The 16,287-nt window shown below is 72.7% G+C and carries 14 protein-coding genes; 5 read left to right on the forward strand and 9 right to left on the reverse strand.

Going from position 1 to position 16,287, the window contains the following annotated elements; all coding sequences use genetic code 11:
• Window positions 1–121: 121 nt before the first annotated feature.
• The gene (locus tag ABZT47_RS09880) at window positions 122–2,689 is read right to left on the reverse strand and encodes an ATP-dependent helicase C-terminal domain-containing protein (RefSeq protein WP_354838189.1); all 2,568 of its coding nucleotides are present in this window, start codon (window positions 2,687–2,689) and stop codon (window positions 122–124) included.
• 222 nt (window positions 2,690–2,911) lie between these two features.
• Entirely contained in the window at window positions 2,912–3,490 is a 579-nt protein-coding gene (locus ABZT47_RS09885; protein ID WP_354838191.1) for a hypothetical protein, read from the reverse strand.
• A gap of 147 nt (window positions 3,491–3,637) precedes the next feature.
• On the opposite strand from ABZT47_RS09885, the gene ABZT47_RS09890 reads away from it, so the two are divergent.
• Complete coding sequence (locus tag ABZT47_RS09890; protein ID WP_354838193.1) at window positions 3,638–3,844, forward strand: PspC domain-containing protein; 207 nt, start codon at window positions 3,638–3,640, stop codon at window positions 3,842–3,844.
• Window positions 3,845–3,980: 136 nt separating this feature from the next.
• Window positions 3,981–4,640, forward strand: a complete 660-nt coding sequence (gene lipB, locus ABZT47_RS09895; RefSeq protein ID WP_354838195.1) for a lipoyl(octanoyl) transferase LipB — start codon at window positions 3,981–3,983, stop codon at window positions 4,638–4,640.
• A gap of 127 nt (window positions 4,641–4,767) precedes the next feature.
• On the opposite strand, the gene ABZT47_RS09900 is transcribed toward lipB, so the two are convergent.
• Both ABZT47_RS09900 and ABZT47_RS09905 read right to left on the reverse strand, forming a co-directional pair.
• Window positions 4,768–6,318: an amino acid permease gene (locus ABZT47_RS09900; RefSeq protein ID WP_354838196.1), complete on the reverse strand. Its 1,551-nt coding sequence runs from the start codon at window positions 6,316–6,318 to the stop codon at window positions 4,768–4,770.
• 104 nt (window positions 6,319–6,422) lie between these two features.
• The gene (locus ABZT47_RS09905) at window positions 6,423–7,583 is read right to left on the reverse strand and encodes a choline/ethanolamine kinase family protein (RefSeq protein ID WP_354838198.1); all 1,161 of its coding nucleotides are present in this window, start codon (window positions 7,581–7,583) and stop codon (window positions 6,423–6,425) included.
• 71 nt (window positions 7,584–7,654) lie between these two features.
• On the opposite strand from ABZT47_RS09905, the gene ABZT47_RS09910 reads away from it, so the two are divergent.
• Together ABZT47_RS09910 and ABZT47_RS09915 are read left to right on the forward strand one after the other, a co-directional pair.
• A complete protein-coding gene (locus tag ABZT47_RS09910; protein ID WP_354838200.1) occupies window positions 7,655–10,132 on the forward strand; it encodes an FAD-dependent oxidoreductase in 2,478 nt (825 codons plus the stop codon).
• Window positions 10,133–10,316: 184 nt separating this feature from the next.
• Window positions 10,317–11,648 carry a cytochrome P450 gene (locus ABZT47_RS09915; protein WP_354838202.1) on the forward strand — a complete coding sequence of 444 codons (1,332 nt, stop codon included), beginning with the start codon at window positions 10,317–10,319 and terminating at the stop codon, window positions 11,646–11,648.
• Window positions 11,649–11,932: 284 nt separating this feature from the next.
• On the opposite strand, the gene ABZT47_RS09920 is transcribed toward ABZT47_RS09915, so the two are convergent.
• Both ABZT47_RS09920 and ABZT47_RS09925 read right to left on the reverse strand, forming a co-directional pair.
• Complete coding sequence (locus ABZT47_RS09920; RefSeq protein ID WP_354838204.1) at window positions 11,933–12,472, reverse strand: SRPBCC family protein; 540 nt, start codon at window positions 12,470–12,472, stop codon at window positions 11,933–11,935.
• The gene (locus tag ABZT47_RS09925) at window positions 12,472–12,786 is read right to left on the reverse strand and encodes a metalloregulator ArsR/SmtB family transcription factor (RefSeq protein ID WP_354838206.1); all 315 of its coding nucleotides are present in this window, start codon (window positions 12,784–12,786) and stop codon (window positions 12,472–12,474) included. The genes ABZT47_RS09920 and ABZT47_RS09925 overlap by 1 nt, the downstream gene beginning before the upstream one ends.
• A gap of 322 nt (window positions 12,787–13,108) precedes the next feature.
• Here ABZT47_RS09925 and ABZT47_RS09930 point away from each other — a divergent pair, with 322 nt between their 5' ends.
• Entirely contained in the window at window positions 13,109–13,471 is a 363-nt protein-coding gene (locus tag ABZT47_RS09930; RefSeq protein ID WP_354838208.1) for a peptidase inhibitor family I36 protein, read from the forward strand.
• A gap of 132 nt (window positions 13,472–13,603) precedes the next feature.
• On the opposite strand, the gene ABZT47_RS09935 is transcribed toward ABZT47_RS09930, so the two are convergent.
• From ABZT47_RS09935 to ABZT47_RS09945, 3 genes are all read right to left on the reverse strand, one after another.
• Window positions 13,604–14,491: a sugar kinase gene (locus tag ABZT47_RS09935; RefSeq protein WP_354838210.1), complete on the reverse strand. Its 888-nt coding sequence runs from the start codon at window positions 14,489–14,491 to the stop codon at window positions 13,604–13,606.
• 126 nt (window positions 14,492–14,617) lie between these two features.
• Window positions 14,618–15,166 (reverse strand): type 1 glutamine amidotransferase domain-containing protein, encoded by a 549-nt coding sequence (locus ABZT47_RS09940; protein WP_354838212.1) that lies wholly within the window; start codon window positions 15,164–15,166, stop codon window positions 14,618–14,620.
• 86 nt (window positions 15,167–15,252) lie between these two features.
• Entirely contained in the window at window positions 15,253–16,161 is a 909-nt protein-coding gene (locus ABZT47_RS09945; protein WP_354838214.1) for a helix-turn-helix transcriptional regulator, read from the reverse strand.
• Between the last annotated feature and the right edge of the window lie 126 nt (window positions 16,162–16,287).

A 16,287-nucleotide genomic window follows, 5' to 3' on the forward strand; every position in this document is an offset into this window, starting at 1 on the left:
GAAACGAGACTCGGGAGCCGATGTTCGTACGGTTATATTGCGAAAACGGCCGTCTATCAAATTTCTCGGCCTTTGAGTGGCATTTTTCGATATCAACCGCTTCGAGGGATGAGCGGGGCGGTCAGCCCGGTCCTCGGCGGTTGGTGTGGCGGGTGGGGGCGGCGGTGCTCGGGTCCTCGGGCCAGGGGTGGCGGGGGTAGCGGCCGCGCAGTTCGGCGCGGACGGCGCGGTAGCCCTCCCGCCAGAAGGAGGCCAGGTCGGCGGTGACGGCGGCGGGCCGTCCGGCCGGCGAGAGCAGGTGGACCACCAGCGGGACCCCGGCGACGCGCGGCGCCGCCTCCCAGCCGAACAGCTCCTGGAGCTTGACCGCCAGCACCGGCTGGTCTCCCGAGTAGTCGACGCGGACGCGGGAGCCGCTCGGCACGGTGATCCGCTCGGGGGCGACCTCCTCCAGCCTGGCCTGCCACGGCAGCAGCCGCCTGAGCGCCGCCGCCACGTCCACCCGCGCCAGGTCGGCGCGGCGGCGCAGGCGCGGGAGGTCGAGCCAGGCCGGGGCCGTCTCGATCAGGGCGGCGTCGGAGACGTCCGGCCAGGGGGCGCCGAGGACCCGGTGGCAGAAGGCCATGCGGTCGCGCAGCGCCACGGCCTCCGGCGTCCAGCGCAGCAGGGACAGCCCCTCGGCGCGCAGGCCCGCCATGATCGCCTCGCCGGCGCGAGTGGCCGGCAACGGGGTGGACGACAGCTCGACGGCGCCCAGCCGTTCGACCAGGCGCGCCACGACCTCGCCGTCCCACCCGATCTCCTCCTCGACGCGGTGGAACGGCGCCGCGGCCATCCTGGCGACGTCCTCGTCGATGACCACGGCCTGTGCCACCCGTGCCGAGGCGGCGCCGGTTGGCCGGTCGGCGACCGCGATGGCCAGCCATTCCGCCGAGGCCAGCCGGGAGTCGCGGGGCAGCGTCGCGGCCGTCCCCGACACCATGAGGTACCCGCCGCCGCGGCGGCGCGCCACCCGCTCGGGATAGGCCAGCGCCACCACGAGCCCGGCCACCGCGTCGTCTCCTGCTCCGCCGCGCGTGCCCGCCTCCTCCCAGGCTCGGTCGTGTGCCTCCACTTCTCTCCGGGCTCCGCCGCGCGACGCTGTCTGCCGCCGGGCTCCCGCGCCGGCCGCCGTGTCCCCGGCATCGGCCGCCGTGTCGTCCTCCGTTCCGTGGACGGCGGCGTGGGCGGCCTGGGTGAGGCGGCGGGTCTCTTTGCGCCAGGCCGGGGATCCGCCGCGCCGGGCCTCGCGCCACAGCGCCACCAGGTCGTCGGAGGCCGTGCGGGGAAGCTCCTCCGACAGCAGCGCCACCACCTCGGCCGCCCGGGGCGGGCCGTCGAGCAGCGCGCGGGCGAGCCGGGGATGGACGCCGACCCCGGCCATCCGCCGGCCGCGTGCGGTGACCCGCCCGTCCGCGAGGGCGCCGAGCGCGTGGAGCGTGCGCAGCGCGGCGGCCATGGACGCGGGGGGCGGCGGGTCGAGCAGCGCGAGCCCGGAGGCGTCCGGGGCGCCCCAGCAGGCGGCCTGGAGGGCGAACGCCGTCAGGTCGGCCAGGGCGATCTCGGGCTGGGCCTGCTCGGGCAGCCGCTCGTGCTCGGCCTCGGTCCAGCACCGGTAGACGGTGCCCGGCCCCTCGCGGCCCGCGCGCCCGGCGCGTTGCTCGGCGGAGGCCCGGGAGACCCGCACGGTGGTGAGCGATCCGAGGCCGCGGCCGTGGTCGGTGCGCGGCTCGCGCGCGAGCCCGGCGTCCACCACCACCCGCACCCCGGGGACGGTCAGGCTGGACTCGGCCACGGAGGTGGCCAGGATCACCCGCCTGCGCGCCCCGGGCGACAGGATCTCCTCCAGCCCCTCCGCCCTGCCGTGGGCCCGCAGCACGTCGATCTCGGCGGGCAGGCCGGCCAGCGCGGAGGCGACCCGCCCGATCTCCCCCACGCCGGGCAGGAAGCACAGCACGTCGCCCTCCCGCTCGTCGAGGGCCCGCCGGACCACCCCGGCCACGTGGGCGAGCAGGGCGGGGTCCACCCGCATGCCGTGCGGTGGGGCGACCGGACGCGGGGGCGGGGCCCACACCACCCGCACCGTGTGCGCCGTGCCGGGGGCGCGCACCACTGGAGCGTCCCCGAGCAGTCGCGACCAGGGCGCGGTGTCGGCGGTCGCGGAGGCGGCCAGCAGTCGCAGGTCGGGCCGCAGGGTCGCCCGGACGTCGAGCAGGAACGCCAGCGCGGTGTCGGCGTCAAGATGGCGCTCGTGGCACTCGTCGACGAGCACGGCGTCGACGCCGTCCAGGTCGGGGTCGTGCTGGAGCCGCTGGAGCAGCACGCCGGTCGTCATGACCTGCACCCGCCGGCCGGGCCGGTGCTCGCCGCGTACGGTGAAGCCGACCTCCTCGCCGACCCGCGAGCCGAGCAGCCAGGCCATGCGCCGGGCTGCCGCCCGGGTGGCGACGCGCCGGGGCTCGGCCACGATCACCCGGCGCGGCGGGCCGCCGGAGTACAGCCCGGCCAGGGCCAGCGGCACCAGGGTCGTCTTGCCGGTGCCGGGCGGCGCGGCCAGCACGGCGCCGCCGGCCCCCTCCAGCGCCGCGCGCAGTTCGGGCAGCGCCTGGCGGACGGGCAGGTCACCCGCGCGCGACTCCTCCACGGTCATGTACCGAGCTTGCCGCACCCGGCGGAGTGCGGGGCACCGGCCGATGATGAGGCTCGTCACGATCGGGCGGGTGCCGGCACGGCCGGCGGGCCGCGACCTTCGTCGGCGACGGAATGGCCGACCTGGCCGCGGCCGACGTGGTGGCGGCCTACCGCCTGATCTCGTACGGGGCCGTGCTGGACGCGGGACGGGCCAGACGGGCCAGACGGGCGTCGCCGGGCGTCATCGGGCCTGGAGCGCGTCCAGGGCGACGGCCATCGCGATGATCACTCGCCGGTCGAGCCGGGGATCCTGGATGTCCACGATGTAGCGGTCGCGCAGGCCGTACTTGCGGTCCACCGAGAAGGCGATCTGCGCCCCGGCGCCGAAGTCGAAGTGGTACGGCAGCCACGACAGCGAGTCGACGAACCGGCGCAGGATGCTGACCAGCACATTGCGCTCCTGCCCGGTGAACGTCGGCATGCCCGGCTGCTGGAAGTGCCACGTGGAGCGCAGCAGCGACGCGCCGAACTCCTTGCGGAAATAGCCGATCGGCTGGCCGGCGTGGTCCACGACGTCGTAACCGCTGCCCAAATCGAGCACCTTGCGGGCCTTGAACCCGGCGAGCACGTACTGGCGCGACTCGTCGGTGTAGAGGGTCACCTGCTCCTTGAACGCCAGGCGCTTCTGCTCGGCGAACGCCACCATCGGCCCCTCGGAGCCGTCGGGCTGCTCTATGTGGACCACATAGCGGTTCACCATCATGGTGATCTTCTGCCGGACGAGCAGGCGGCGCTGTGCCTGCAGGGTGGGGAGGTCCACGTTGTTCTCCATAGTCAGGGGATTGCCACCCTAAGGCTTGTCGGCCTTCCGGCGGCGTACGTGGGCGGGTGATGACGAATGTCCACTCCGGAACGGGGCAGGAGTCTCGTTCGTTGGTCAAGACAACGGAACGGGGGAGGAGTCTTAATGTATCGCTCGAGAAGGTACAAGATCATCGCTGGTGTCTGCGGCGGCATCGCCGAGAAGTGGGGCTGGCCGCCCACCATGGTGCGCCTGCTGTTCATCCTGTCCTGCATCCTGCCGGGCCCGCAGTTCGTCATCTACCTGATCATGTGGGCCTTCGTGCCGAAGGCCCCGGCGGCCTACGACTCGGCGGCCGCCTACCGGCACTGACGCCGCGCGGGCCCGTGGTTCCCGGGCCCGTCGTCCCTGTGCCCGCGGCCGGCGGCGGCCGGTCGCGGGGGCGAGGCCGTCCCGCGACGACGCGTGAGCGGTTTGTCATCCTTTCATGGGACGTATGCTCGGAGCCGTGAGCGAACGAAGCGTACGTGCGCGGCCGCTGACCCTGGTGGACGACGACCTCGTCGACTACGAGCAGGCCATGGACCGCATGAACGACCTGGTCGCCGCGCGGCAGCGCGACGAGTCGCCCGACACCCTGTGGCTGCTCAGCCACCCGCAGGTGTTCACGGCGACCAAGCGCACCGCCGCCGAGCACCTGCCCGATCCCTCGCACGGCATCCCCGTGGTCCTCACCGGCCGCGGGGGCCAGCTGACCTACCACGGGCCGGGGCAGCTCGTCGGCTACCTGATCGTCCGGCTCCGCCCGGACGAGGGCGTCGTGGACTACGTCCGCGAGGTGGAGCTGCGCATGGTCGAGGCGCTGGAGAAGCTCGGCCTGCCGGCCGAGCGCCGCCAGACCCCGCCGGGGTCGGAGCTGCTCACCGGCGTCTGGACGCGCGGCACCGGCCGCAAGGTCGTCTCCATCGGCATGCGCGCGAGCCGGGGCGTCACCAGCCACGGCTTCGCGCTGAACGTCGACGGCGACCTCGACCCGTGGCACTACGCCATCCCGTGCGGCATGCCCGACGTCGACATGACCTCGCTGGCGCGTGAGCTGCCCGAGCCGCCGTCCATGGACCAGGTGCGCCGCGTGGTCGCCGAGGCATACGAGGCGTCCACCTCCTGAGAGTTCGTCGGCGCCGACCACGGGCCGGATTTCCCGCCATGGGACGGCGCGGCGTGCGTCGGTGGCCTTCTCGCCGGCGCGGCGCCGGCGAGAAGGCCACCAGGAGCGGCCGGCTCGCGTCCGCGGGTCAGCCGACGGGCTCGTCCATCGGGAGCTCGTCGACGTTGCGGCGCGGGCCGGTGAACCAGTGGCGCGCGGACAGCGTCCACCACAGGGCGATGCCGAGCAGCACGGCCCCGACGGCGATCGGCGCGTAGTTGACCGACGTCCAGGTGAAGTCCGCCGACCCCGGCACGCCGGCCGGGCTGATCGGCAGGACGAAGTACACCGAGATCACGATGATCTCGATGACCGCGATCCAGCCGAGCACCTTGTACTTGCCGCCCAGCGTCCACGGCCCGGGGCGGAAGGCGGCGCCCATCCGCAGCCGCAGCCAGATCGGGATGAGGAAGGCCAGGTACAGCCCGATCACCGCGATGGACACCACGGCCAGGAAGGCCACCGGGGTGGTGGTGCCGGCGGGGGCGTACAGCGCCGGCAGAGTGATCAGCAGGGCGACGGCGCACCCGGCGATGATCGCGTTCACCGGCGTCCTGTTGCGGTCGACGCGCGACCACAGGCGCCACCCGGGCACCGCGCCGTCGCGGGAGAACGCGTAGGTCATCCGGGACATCGAGGTCACACAGCTCATGCCGCAGAAGAACTGGCCGATGGTCGAGATGCCGAAGATCACCGTGGCCAGGCTCGGCGTGAGCGACGAGGTGAAGATCGCCCCGACGAAGCCGGCCTCCTTGTTGACGGCGTCCACGTCGGTGGCCGCGAACAGGAAGGCCAGCAGCAGCACCCATCCGCCGATGGCCGAGTAGAAGATCGACTTCCACAGGCCCTTCGCGGCGGAGGTGGCCGCGCCGTGCGTCTCCTCCGACACGTGGGCGCAGGCGTCGAAGCCGGTGATCGTGTACTGGGTGAGCAGGAAGCCCAGCGGCAGCACGTACAGCCAGAACGTCGGCCCCGACGCGCCCGAGCCGAAGCCGGAGTTGTTGAACCGCTCGAACAGGAAGCCGACGCTCTGGTGCTCCGACGGCCCGAAGATCAGGATCAGCACGACGACCGCCGCGCCGAACACGTGCCACCACACCGAGATGTTCTGCAGCAGTGAGATCAGCCGGTGGCTGAAGATGTTGATCAGCGCGTGCAGCACCAGGACGATCGCGAACAGCAGGAACGTCTGGTGCAGCGGGTCGCCCTTCGCCCAGCCGTCGCTGAACCGGCCGATGGTGATGTTGAGGAACGTCGCGCAGCCGTAGTCCACCGAGGCGGTGACCGCGATGAGGCCGATCAGGTTCAGCCAGCCGGTGAACCAGCCGTGTACGGGACGGCCCAGCTTGGCGGCCCACCAGTAGATGCCGCCGGCCGTCGGGTAGGCCGAGACCAGCTCGGACATGCAAAAGCCGATGATGAGGATGAACGCCGAGATCAGCGGCCAGCCGATGGAGATGGCGATCGGCCCGCCGTTGTTCCACGCCTGGCTGAAGGTGGTGAAGCATCCGGCCAGGATGGAGATGATCGAGAAGGAGATCGCGAAGTTGGAGAAGCCGCTCCACGATCGCGAGAGTTCCTGCTTGTATCCGAGTTCGGCGAGGCGTTTGGCGTCGTCGTCGAGGGTGGGCTGGGCCATAGAGGCCTCCTTGGTGGCGCGGGTGGTGCCATGGTGCGGTGCGGGGGGTGCGTACTGCGAGGGAACCGCCGGGAGGTCGGGTGACCGCCGGGAGGTCGGGCGGGTCAGCCGGCCCGCGGGTCCCGCCCTCCGGGGGCGTTTCCGTGGGGCGGGCCGGTGGAGGGCGCCGAGGCCGGGCCGGTGGTGGTGTTTCCCGGGGACGGCTCGGAGATGGGGGCCGGAGGCGGGGCGGTGGAAGAAGCCGGAGACGGGTCGGTGGAGGGGGCCGGAGGTGGGGCGGTGGGAGGAGGGGCCGGTGAAGGATGCGCGGACGGCGGGGCGGAGGGCGGCACCGCGCCTCCCGCCGGGCGTCGCCCGCCTCGGACGTCGTCGAGGAGCCGGCCGAACCGCGGATCGTCGAGATCGCGGACGGCCTGGGCGTACTTGTCGGCGGCCTCGGCCTCATAGTCGAAGTCGGCCGCCGCGGCATGCTCGGCGAGCAGGCCGTGGTGGACGCTGAACCACAGCGTCCAGGTGAAGTTGGACATGAGCAGGTAGAGCCGGACTCTTGCCGCGGGATCCTCGTCCCCGAAGTAGGCACGCGTCAACCGCCCGGCCATCTCGGGGTCGTAATCGGCCTCCGCCGCGATGTCGCCCAGCTCGAACGCCGGGTCGTTGTTGCCCGACAGCTGGTAGTCCACGATGCGGACCGCCGAGCCGTCGAAGATGAAGTTCTCCGGCAGCAGGTCGTTGTGGCAGGGCACGGTGGGCGCCGGCCGCGCGGCCATGGCGGCCTCGATCGCCGCGATGGCGGGCAGCCGGTCCTCGTACCCCTCCGGGATGCGCAGCGCGTGGCCGCGGCACAGCGACAGCAGCTCGTCGAGCTTGCGGAAGATCGAGAAGTCGGTGGCGAAGCGCGGCCCGGCGTGCAGGCGGCGGCAGGCCAGGGCGATGCCCTCGGTCATCTTCGGGTCGCGCACGGCGGCGGCGTCGAGCGTGGCGCCGTCGATGTACTCCAGCAGGACCGCGCCGGGCAGGCGCAGCAGCACCTTGGCCCCCACTCCCGCCTGGGCGGCCCGGACCGTGTTGACGATCTCCAGGTCGAGGGGGATGCCCAGCCCGGCGACGGAGACGCGCGGGTCCAGGACGCGCAGCAGCCAGCGGTCGCCGGCCTCGGTGTCGACGCGGACGATGTGGTGGCTCAACCCGCCCTTGATCGGGGTAGGGATGACCGGCCGGCCCGCCCAGGCCGCGACGAGTTCGAGTGCCGAGCCGAGGTCTGGCACGCGGGCCTCCTTTGGTCTACCTTCAGACCATTGATCCGATTCTGCGGGCCGGTCGTTACACGGGGGTATCGATGGTGGAACTTCCCGCCGAGGCGCAGGCCGTGGTCGTCGGCGGCGGCGTCGCCGGGTGCAGCGTCGCCTACCACCTGGCACGACTCGGCTGGACGGATGTCATCCTGCTCGAACAGCACGGGCTGACGGAAGGCACCACCTGGCATTCGGCGGGATTCGTCGGCCAGCTTCGCTCCACGGTCACCCAGACTCGCATGATCATGTACTCGGCGGGGCTGTACCCGGAGCTGCGCGAGCTGACCGGGCTCGACCCCGGCTGGCACGGCGTGGGCGGGCTGCGGCTGGCCACGACCGCCGAGCGGCACGAGGAACTGCTGCGCCAGGCCGGCGCCGCCGAGACCTACGGGCTCGACATGGACCTCGTCTCGGCCCGCGAGGCCCGCGACATGCTCCCGCTGATGGAGGTCGGGGACGTGCGCGCGGCCCTGTGGCTGCCAGGGGACGGCTGGCTGGACCCGGCCAGCCTCGGCCGCGCCCTCGCCGCCGGCGCCGAGAAGCTCGGAGCGCGCATCGTGACCGGCGTCCAGGTGACCGGCTTCGACGTGCGGGACGGGCGCGTGCGCGGAGTCCGGGTCGGCGAGCACGTCATCGCCACCGGGACCGTCGTCAACGCGGCCGGCGCGGCGGCCGGGCGGCTCGGCCGGCTGGCCGGGGCCGACATCCCCATCGTGCCGATCAAGCACCAGTACGTCGTCACCCGGCCGTTCGGCGTCCCGGCCTCGACGCCCACCGTGCGCGACCCGGACAACATCGTGTACTTCCGGGAGGAGGACGGCGGCATCCTCGTCGGCGGCTACATCCGCACTCCGCAGGTCTGGCAGGCCGCCGAGCCGCTGTCCGAGCCCCGGACGCTGTTCGAGCCCGACATGGGCAAGTTCGCCGAATCGTGGGAGTCGGCCCGGCGCAGGCTCCCCGGCCTGTGCGAGACGGGCGAGACGGGCGGGCGGGACGCGGCGGACTTCGCCAAGGTGGTGCACGGGCCCGAGGCGTTCACCCCGGACGGGGAGTTCCTGCTCGGCGAGACCGCGGTCGCGGGCCTGTGGGTCGCGGCCGGATTCTGCGTCCACGGCCTGGCGGCGGCGGGCGGCGTGGGCAAGGTCATGGCCGAGTGGATCGTGGACGGCACGCCGGAGTACGACGTCTTCGGCATGGACGTGCGCCGGTTCGGCGCGCACGCCCGCGGCGCGCGGTGGGCCCGCGCGAAGGCGCTGGACTCCTACAGCAAGTACTACGACGTGGTCTATCCCGGCGAGGAGCGCACGGCCGCGCGCCCGCTGCGCCGTTCTCCCGCCTACCCGCGCCACCTCGCGCTGGGCGCCGAGTTCGGCGAGAAGGCCGGCTGGGAGCGGGTGAACTGGTTCGCCGCCCCTGCCCCCGCTTCCGCGTCCACGGGCGCCGCCGTCGCGGCCGGGGACGGCGACGGCGACGGCGACGGGGAGGAGTTCCGGCCGGCCGGATGGGCGGGAAGGTTCTGGTCGCCGGCCATCAGGGCCGAGTGCCTGGCCGCCCGCGACGCCGCCGCGCTGTTCGACCAGACCTCCTTCGCGAAATTGGAGATCACCGGGCTGGCCGGCCTGCAGCGACTGTGCGCCAACGACCTCGACCGCCCCGTCGGCTCGGTGGTCTACACCCAGCTGCTCAACGAGCGCGGGGGCATCGAGGCGGACGTGACCGTCACCCGCCTGGCCGCCGACCGCTTCCGCATGGTCACCGGCACCGCGTTCGGCGTGCACGACGCCGCCTGGCTGCGCCGCCACGGGCTCGACGTGCGGGACGTCACCTCGGCCCACGCCTGCTACTGCCTGTGGGGTCCGAAGGCTCTGGAGGTGCTCGGCGAGCTCAGCGACGACGACCTGACCTTCGGCTACATGCGGGCGCGCGAGATCAGCGTGGCCAACGTCCCGGTGCTGGCCCAGCGGGTGACCTTCGCCGGCGAGTTCGGCTGGGAGCTCTACTGCCCCACCGAGTACGGCCTGACCTTGTGGGACGTCCTGACGGAGGCGGGCGCGCCGCACGGCGTGCGCCCGGCCGGCTACCGGGCGCTCGACTGCCTGCGGCTGGAGAAGGGGTACCGCGTCTGGGGGCTGGACATCACGCCGGAGACCACGCCGCTGGAGGCCGGTCTCGGCTTCGCCGTCGCGGCGGGCAAGGACTTCGTCGGGCGCGACGCCCTCACCGCCCCGCGGCGTTCGCTGCGCTGCCTGGTGCTCGCCGACCCGCGGCAGGTCTGCCTGGGCGGCGAGCCGGTGCGCGTGGACGGCGTGCCCGCCTCCCGGGTGACCAGCGGCGGCTACGGCCACCGGGTCGACCGCTCGATCGCGTACGCCTACCTGCCGGTCGGCGAGGAGGGGCCGGACGCCGCGCCGCCCGGCGTGGTCGAGGTGGGGGTTCACGGCGGGTGGGTCCCGGCCGAGATCGCGGCCGAGCCGCTCTACGACCCGGGCAACAGCCGGGTCCGTCACCTTCCCGGAGCGTAAGGGCGGCTTCACAACCGTTCCACAGTTGCGGTGCGGCAGGATTGAAAATCATTCCTACCGCGCATACCTGTACGCGGTCCTCCTGATTCCGCGGTGTCCTGTTCCGGTGGCGGCCGGCGAGCGCCGAGCGTCCGACGAGGAGGGGCACACGGCGCGACCTCACCTGACGCTCCAGGAGGCGAGCATGGGCACTCCCGCACACCCCCGCACGTCCGGCGGTCCCGGCACGTCCGGCGGTCCCGGCACGTCCGGCGGTCCCGGCACGTCCGCCGGGGCGGGGGATGCCGTCGACCTGATGGACTTCGAGCTCATGCGCGACCCCTTCCGCGGCTACGCGCGCCTGCGCGAGCGGGCCCCGCTCGTCCGGGGGACGTTCTTCGGGCGCGGCACGCCGATCTGGCTGGTCACCCGGTACGCCGACGTCAAGACCGTCCTCGGCGACCCGCGCTTCGTGAACGATCCGGCGAACGTGCCCGGCATGGACGTCGGCGACATCCGCGAGCGCGAACTGGCCGCGCGCGGAATCCCCGAGGAGTACGCGCCGTACATCCTGGACAGCGTCCTGGACGCCGACGGAGCCGACCACCTGCGGCTGCGCAGGCTGGTGTCGCGCGCCTTCACCGCGCGCCGGGTCCTGGAACTGCGTCCGCGCGTCCAGGAGATCACCGAGTCCCTCCTCGACCGCCTGGAGGGCCTCGGGCGGCACGGGGCGGTGGACCTGATGGAACACTTCGCCTACCCGCTACCGATCACCGTCATCTGCGAACTGGTGGGCATCCCCGAACAGGACCGCCCGCAGTGGCGCGAATGGGGCAAGGCCCTGGTGACCCTGGAGGCGGGCGGCATGGCCGGCGCCCTGCGGGACATGGTGGAGCACATCCACGCCCTGATCGAACGGCGCCGCGCCGCGCCGACCGCCGACCTGCTGACCGGCCTGATCCGCACCCACGACGAGGACGGCGACCGGCTCGGCGACACCGAGATGGTCACCCTCGTGCTGACCCTGGTCCTGGCGGGTCACGAGACCACCGCCCACCTGATCGGCAACGGCGTCGCCGCCCTGCTCACCCACCCCGAGCAACTCGCCCTGCTGCGCGGCGACCCGGGGCTGACGCCGCGCGCCGTGCACGAGCTGATGCGCTGGTGCGGGCCGGTGCAGGGCACCCGCCTGCGGTACGCCGCCGAGGACGTCGAGATCGGCGGCATGCCGGTGCGCAAGGGGGAGGCGGTGATGGCGGTGCTGGTCGCGGGCAACTACGACCCCCGCGTGTTCGACGACCCCGAGCGGCTCGACGTCACCCGCGAGCCGGACGGGCGCAGGGAGACCCATGTGGGGTTCGGGCACGGCCTGCACTACTGCCTGGGCGCGGCGCTCGCCCGCCAGGAGGCCGAGGTGGCCTTCGCGGGGCTGCTGCGGCGCTTCCCCGGCATGGCCCTGGCCGTCGCACCCGAAGATCTGGAACGCCAGCCCATGCCCGGCTCCTGGCGCCTGGCCCGCCTCCCCCTCCACCTCTGACGCCGCTCCCCGCCTCCGCTTCCACCACGCCGGCCACCCGCTTCCGCTACCACCACGCCGGACACCGGGCTTCCTCCGACCGGGTCGGCCCCTGGATCCGCTTCAACGACGATGGCCCCTGGATCCGCCCTAATCGCGCCGGCCCCTGGCTCCGTCCCGAACACGCTGGCCCCGGCTCCGGTCGGACTGCGCCGGCCACCGGGCTCCGCTCGGCCGCGCCGCCTCCCGCTCCGCCCTTTGACCGCGCAGGACACCCTGCTTCGGTCTGACCGCCGCGGCCGGCCTCAGTTCGCGGTGTCGGTCGTCTCCTGCGGAGCGCCGGGTATCGGGGCTCCGGACGGCATGCCGGAGGAGACATGCGCCTCGTACATCTGCCGCCACGGCAGCGCGGTGTCGCTGTGCGGCCCGCCGGCCGCGGCGCCGGCCAGGTGCTTGTCCAGCTCTGCCAGGCAGACGGTCCAGCCGGCCGCGTTGCGCGCGGCCGTGTCGGCCCGCTCCAGGACGTTGACGAGCGTGAGCCGGCAGCCGTGGTCGCCGACTGGTTCGAGGTCGAAGTGCAGCTCGTCGCCGCCCCAGGTGAAGGCCAGGCGGCGTGGCGGCTCGAACGCCACGACGGTGCCGGTCATGGTCTCGAGGTTCGGGTCACCCGAGAAGGTGATCTTTCCTCCGGCATGGGGTTCGAGCTCGACCGCCGAGGGGAACCAGTGCGCCAGCCCTCCGGGCGTGGCGACGGCCTCCCAGACCCGCTCGACCGGATGGTCGTAGACGCGCTCGAAGCGCACCGCGGGGCGGCCCCGATGTTCGATGGAGGTTCCGAGATCCATCAGTTCTCCTTGGTGGTGTCGAGGTGGCGCCCCAGCGCGTCGAGCCGGTCGTTCCACAGCCGCCGGTAGGGGGCGAGCCAGGCGTCGAGCTCGGCCAGCGGGGCCGGGTCGATGGTGTAGACACGGCGCTGAGCGTCCCGCGCGACCTGCACGAAGCCTCCGTCCCGCAGCACCCGCAGGTGCTTGGACGTCGTGGGCTGTGACAGGCGCAGCGCGTCTACCAGCTCGCCGACCGTGCGCGGACGTTCACGCAGGAGGTCGAGCATGGCGCGGCGATGCGGATCGATCAGCACGGACCAGATGACATCGGGCACACCAGCCAGTATGCCCCTCCATGCATATACCGGTCAAGGCATGTAACACCGCTGGGCCGGCGAGCCCGAGCGACGCACGTTCGCGGTCACCGTGCACGGGTGAGGCTGGGTGGGGCGGCGAAAATTTCACCGGGTTCGGGGGCGGGTGGTGCGCTGGCCATGGCGGACGTGTGTCGGGTCCGGCGCGGGGTTGACCGGCTCGGGCGCGGGTGCGTTGATCCGAGGGTGAACCGGCTCCGCACGTGCGGCGGAGCCCGTACGGAGGTGCGGCCGGAGCAAGAGATAGGGGCCGCTCGGTGTTCGTCCGAGAAGGGGGTAGTCCATGTCCTTACGCCGAGGCGCGCGTCTGGTCTCGCTGGCCGTGCTCGCGGGAGCCGCCGCGCTGTCGTTCGCCCCGCCCGCGGCGAACGCCGCCGCCGAGGACTGCAAGCCCGGATCGATCTGCGCGTACAGCGGATACAACTACACCGGCAAGATGGTCTACCTGCCGCCGGGCGGCGGGTGCGTGGCCGCCCCGTTCCCGATCGCCTCGATCAGGAACACCTTCGGCTCGCCCGGCATCCCCGCCGTGGCGGCCGTGTTCGCCGGCGCCGGCTGCACGGGGACGCTGGTCGGCGGTGTGGGCCAGCAGAGCAGCCTGCCCGTGCTGTGGCCGAACGGGCTCAGCGTCGGCTTGGCCTGGTAGCGGCCGGAGCAGGGCCGTCGGCCTGGCCTGGTAGCGGCTAGAGCAAGGACAAGGCGCGGACCGGTCGGATGGCCGTCCCAGGCGCGGCCGGGGCATGCCCCGGCCGGCAGGGGCGTTCGAGGCGCGGACCGGTCAGAAGGTGAGCGGGGGGAGTTCGGAGCGGGTGGGCAGGCCCTGCCAGGGGCTGTGGCTGGCGACGGTGAACGCGGCCAGCGCCGAGCCGCGGCGCAGCCGGTCGGTGGGGTGCAGTTCCTCCAGCATGCCGCTGAGGTAGCCCGCGACGAAGGACCCCCCGGCGCCCACCGGGTCGACCACGGTGACCGGCGCGGCCTGGGCGTCGTAGCGCATGCCGTTGATGGTCGCGCTCGCGCCCTTGCCTCCCCGGGTGACCACCAGCTCGCGGACCGTTCCAATGGCCGGCTCGATGAGCTGCAGCTCGTCCTGGTTCGCGAACAGCACGTCGGCGCTCATCGCCAGCTCGGTGAGCGCCTCGACGGCCTCCTGGCGGTCGACCCAGAGCTGCGGCCGGTGGTTGACGTCGACCGACACCGCGACGCCGGCCTCCCTGGCCAGCTTGATGGCGTGGTGGGCCGCACTCCAAGCGGTGCCGCTCAGGGCCGGGGTGATGCCGGTGACGTGCAGCACCTTGGCGGACTGCAGGGCGCGCGCGGGGATGTCGCCCGGGCCGAGCCGCGAGCCGGCCGACCCGCCGCGGTAGTGGACGACGTGCCCCACCCGGCCGATGCGCCGCTGCCGGATGGCGAGCCCGGTCGGCGCGGCGGAGTCGGTCTGGGCGTGCGAGACGTCCACTCCCTCGCCCCGCAGCACGGTCAGGATGCGGGCGCCCAGCTCGTCGACGCCGACCCTGCCCAGCCAGGTCACGGAGTGCCCCAGCCGGGCCAGGCCCACGGCGGCGGTCAGCTCGGCGCCCGCGACGTCCAGCCGGACGTCGGTGTCGTGCCGGAGCCGGTCCGCGGAGACGACGCCCAGCGCCTCGCCGAGCGTGAAGATCTCGGTCATGTCAGGTTCTTTCCTGCCACGCGACATGCCCATCTGCCGCTGATGGCGGAAAGCATGGCAGAGACCGATATCGCTCACAACGAGAAGGCGGGGTTTGGGCTCCGATCACCCTCGGGGACCGGCCGGTCAGCCTCCGCCGAACGCGTCGACCGCGGCCTGGCAGAAGGCCTTGAGGTCGTCGGGCTTGCGGCTGGTGATGAGGGTGTTCGGCCCGTTGGTGCAGACCACGACCTCCTGGTCGGCCCAGGACGCGCCCGCGTTGTGCAGGTCGGTCTTCAGGCTCGGCCATGACGTCATCGCGCGGTCGCCGACGACGCCGGCCTCGATCAGCGTCCATGGCGCGTGGCAGATCGCCGCCACCGGCTTGCCGGCGTCGAAGAACGACCGGGCGAACCGCACGGCGTCGTCGTTCATCCGCAGGGCGTCGGGGTTGGCGACCCCGCCGGGCAGGATCAGGCCGTCGAAGTCGCCCGCGCTCACCTCATCGACGGTCGCGTCGATGTCGAAGGCGTCGGCCTTGTCGAGGTGGTTGTACGCCTGGGCCTTGCCGCGCTGGGTGGACACCAGGCGCGGGGTGCCGCCGGCCTGTGCCACGGCCTTCCACGGCTCGGTCAGCTCGACCTGTTCGATGCCCTCGGGGGCCACGAGAAAGGCGATCGTCTTGCCCTGGAGCATGGTGCCTCCTCTGAGCTGCGTTTTCTCCCTTACTCGACGTCCCGTGCCCGACTTTTCGCCTTATATACGCGAATATCTGGAACCCTTCACATCTCCGTGCGGAGCGCCTCAAGGAAGCGCCGGGACTCCGCCACGGTGGCGGCCTCGACGCAGAGACGGTCCATGACCTTCATGTACGGGTCGGTCTCTTCGCGCTTGTCCAGGTAAAGAGCGCTGGTGAGCTGCTCCATGTAGACCACGTCGGGAAGGTCGCGCTCGTTGAAGCGCAGGATCGTGAACGGGCCGCCCGCCGCCGCGTGGCCGCCCTGGCCGAACGGCACGACCTGCACCGTGATGGTGGGCGACTCGGTGAGCTCCAGGAGGCGGTCGACCTGGGCCCGCATGACGTTGCGGCCGCCGAGCGGGCGCCGCAGGGCCGCCTCGTCCACCAGGGCCCACAGGCGGGGGCCCTCCGGCCCGATCACCTGCCGCTGGCGGGCCATGCGGAGCGCCACGCGCCGGTCGATCTCCTCGACCGAGGCCTCGGAGTGTCCCAGCATGATCACCGCACGGGCGTAGTCCTCGGTCTGCGTGAGGCCGGGGACGAACTGGATCTCGTAGGTGCGGATGACCGACGCGGCCTCCTCCAGGCCGACGTACAGCTCGAACCACGACGGCAGCAGGTCGCTGTACTTCTGCCACCATCCGGGGGCGTTGGCCTGCTGGGCCAGCTTGAGGAACGTGGCGCGCTCGTCGGGGTCGATCACGCCGTAGAGGGTGAGCAGGTCGGTGATGTCACGCGTCTTGAAACCGACCCGGCCCAGCTCCAGGCGGCTGATCTTGGCGTGCGAGGCGCGGATGGCGTCGCCCGCGGCCTCGCGCGTGATGCCCTTGGCGATGCGCAGCCGGCGAAGGTTCGCGCCGAGCAGGATGCGCAAGGCGGTGGGGCCGCCTCGCGAATAGGCGAGGATATGTCCGTCAGGTACGTCGTCGTCTTGTCCGAGGGCCGTGATCATGCGAGCTCCTGGAGCCACGGATGAATGAGCAGCCGACAGTGTCTCATCCCTGAGTGGTGCTCGTACACCACGCGACATCGGCGAAGGTTTTTGGTCCTCTCTTTGCATAGAAACGGTCATAGACGG

Origin of the sequence: Sphaerisporangium sp. NPDC005289 (genome assembly GCF_040607455.1) — a bacterium.
In the GTDB taxonomy this organism is placed as follows: Bacteria; Actinomycetota; Actinomycetes; order Streptosporangiales; family Streptosporangiaceae; genus Sphaerisporangium; species Sphaerisporangium rhizosphaerae.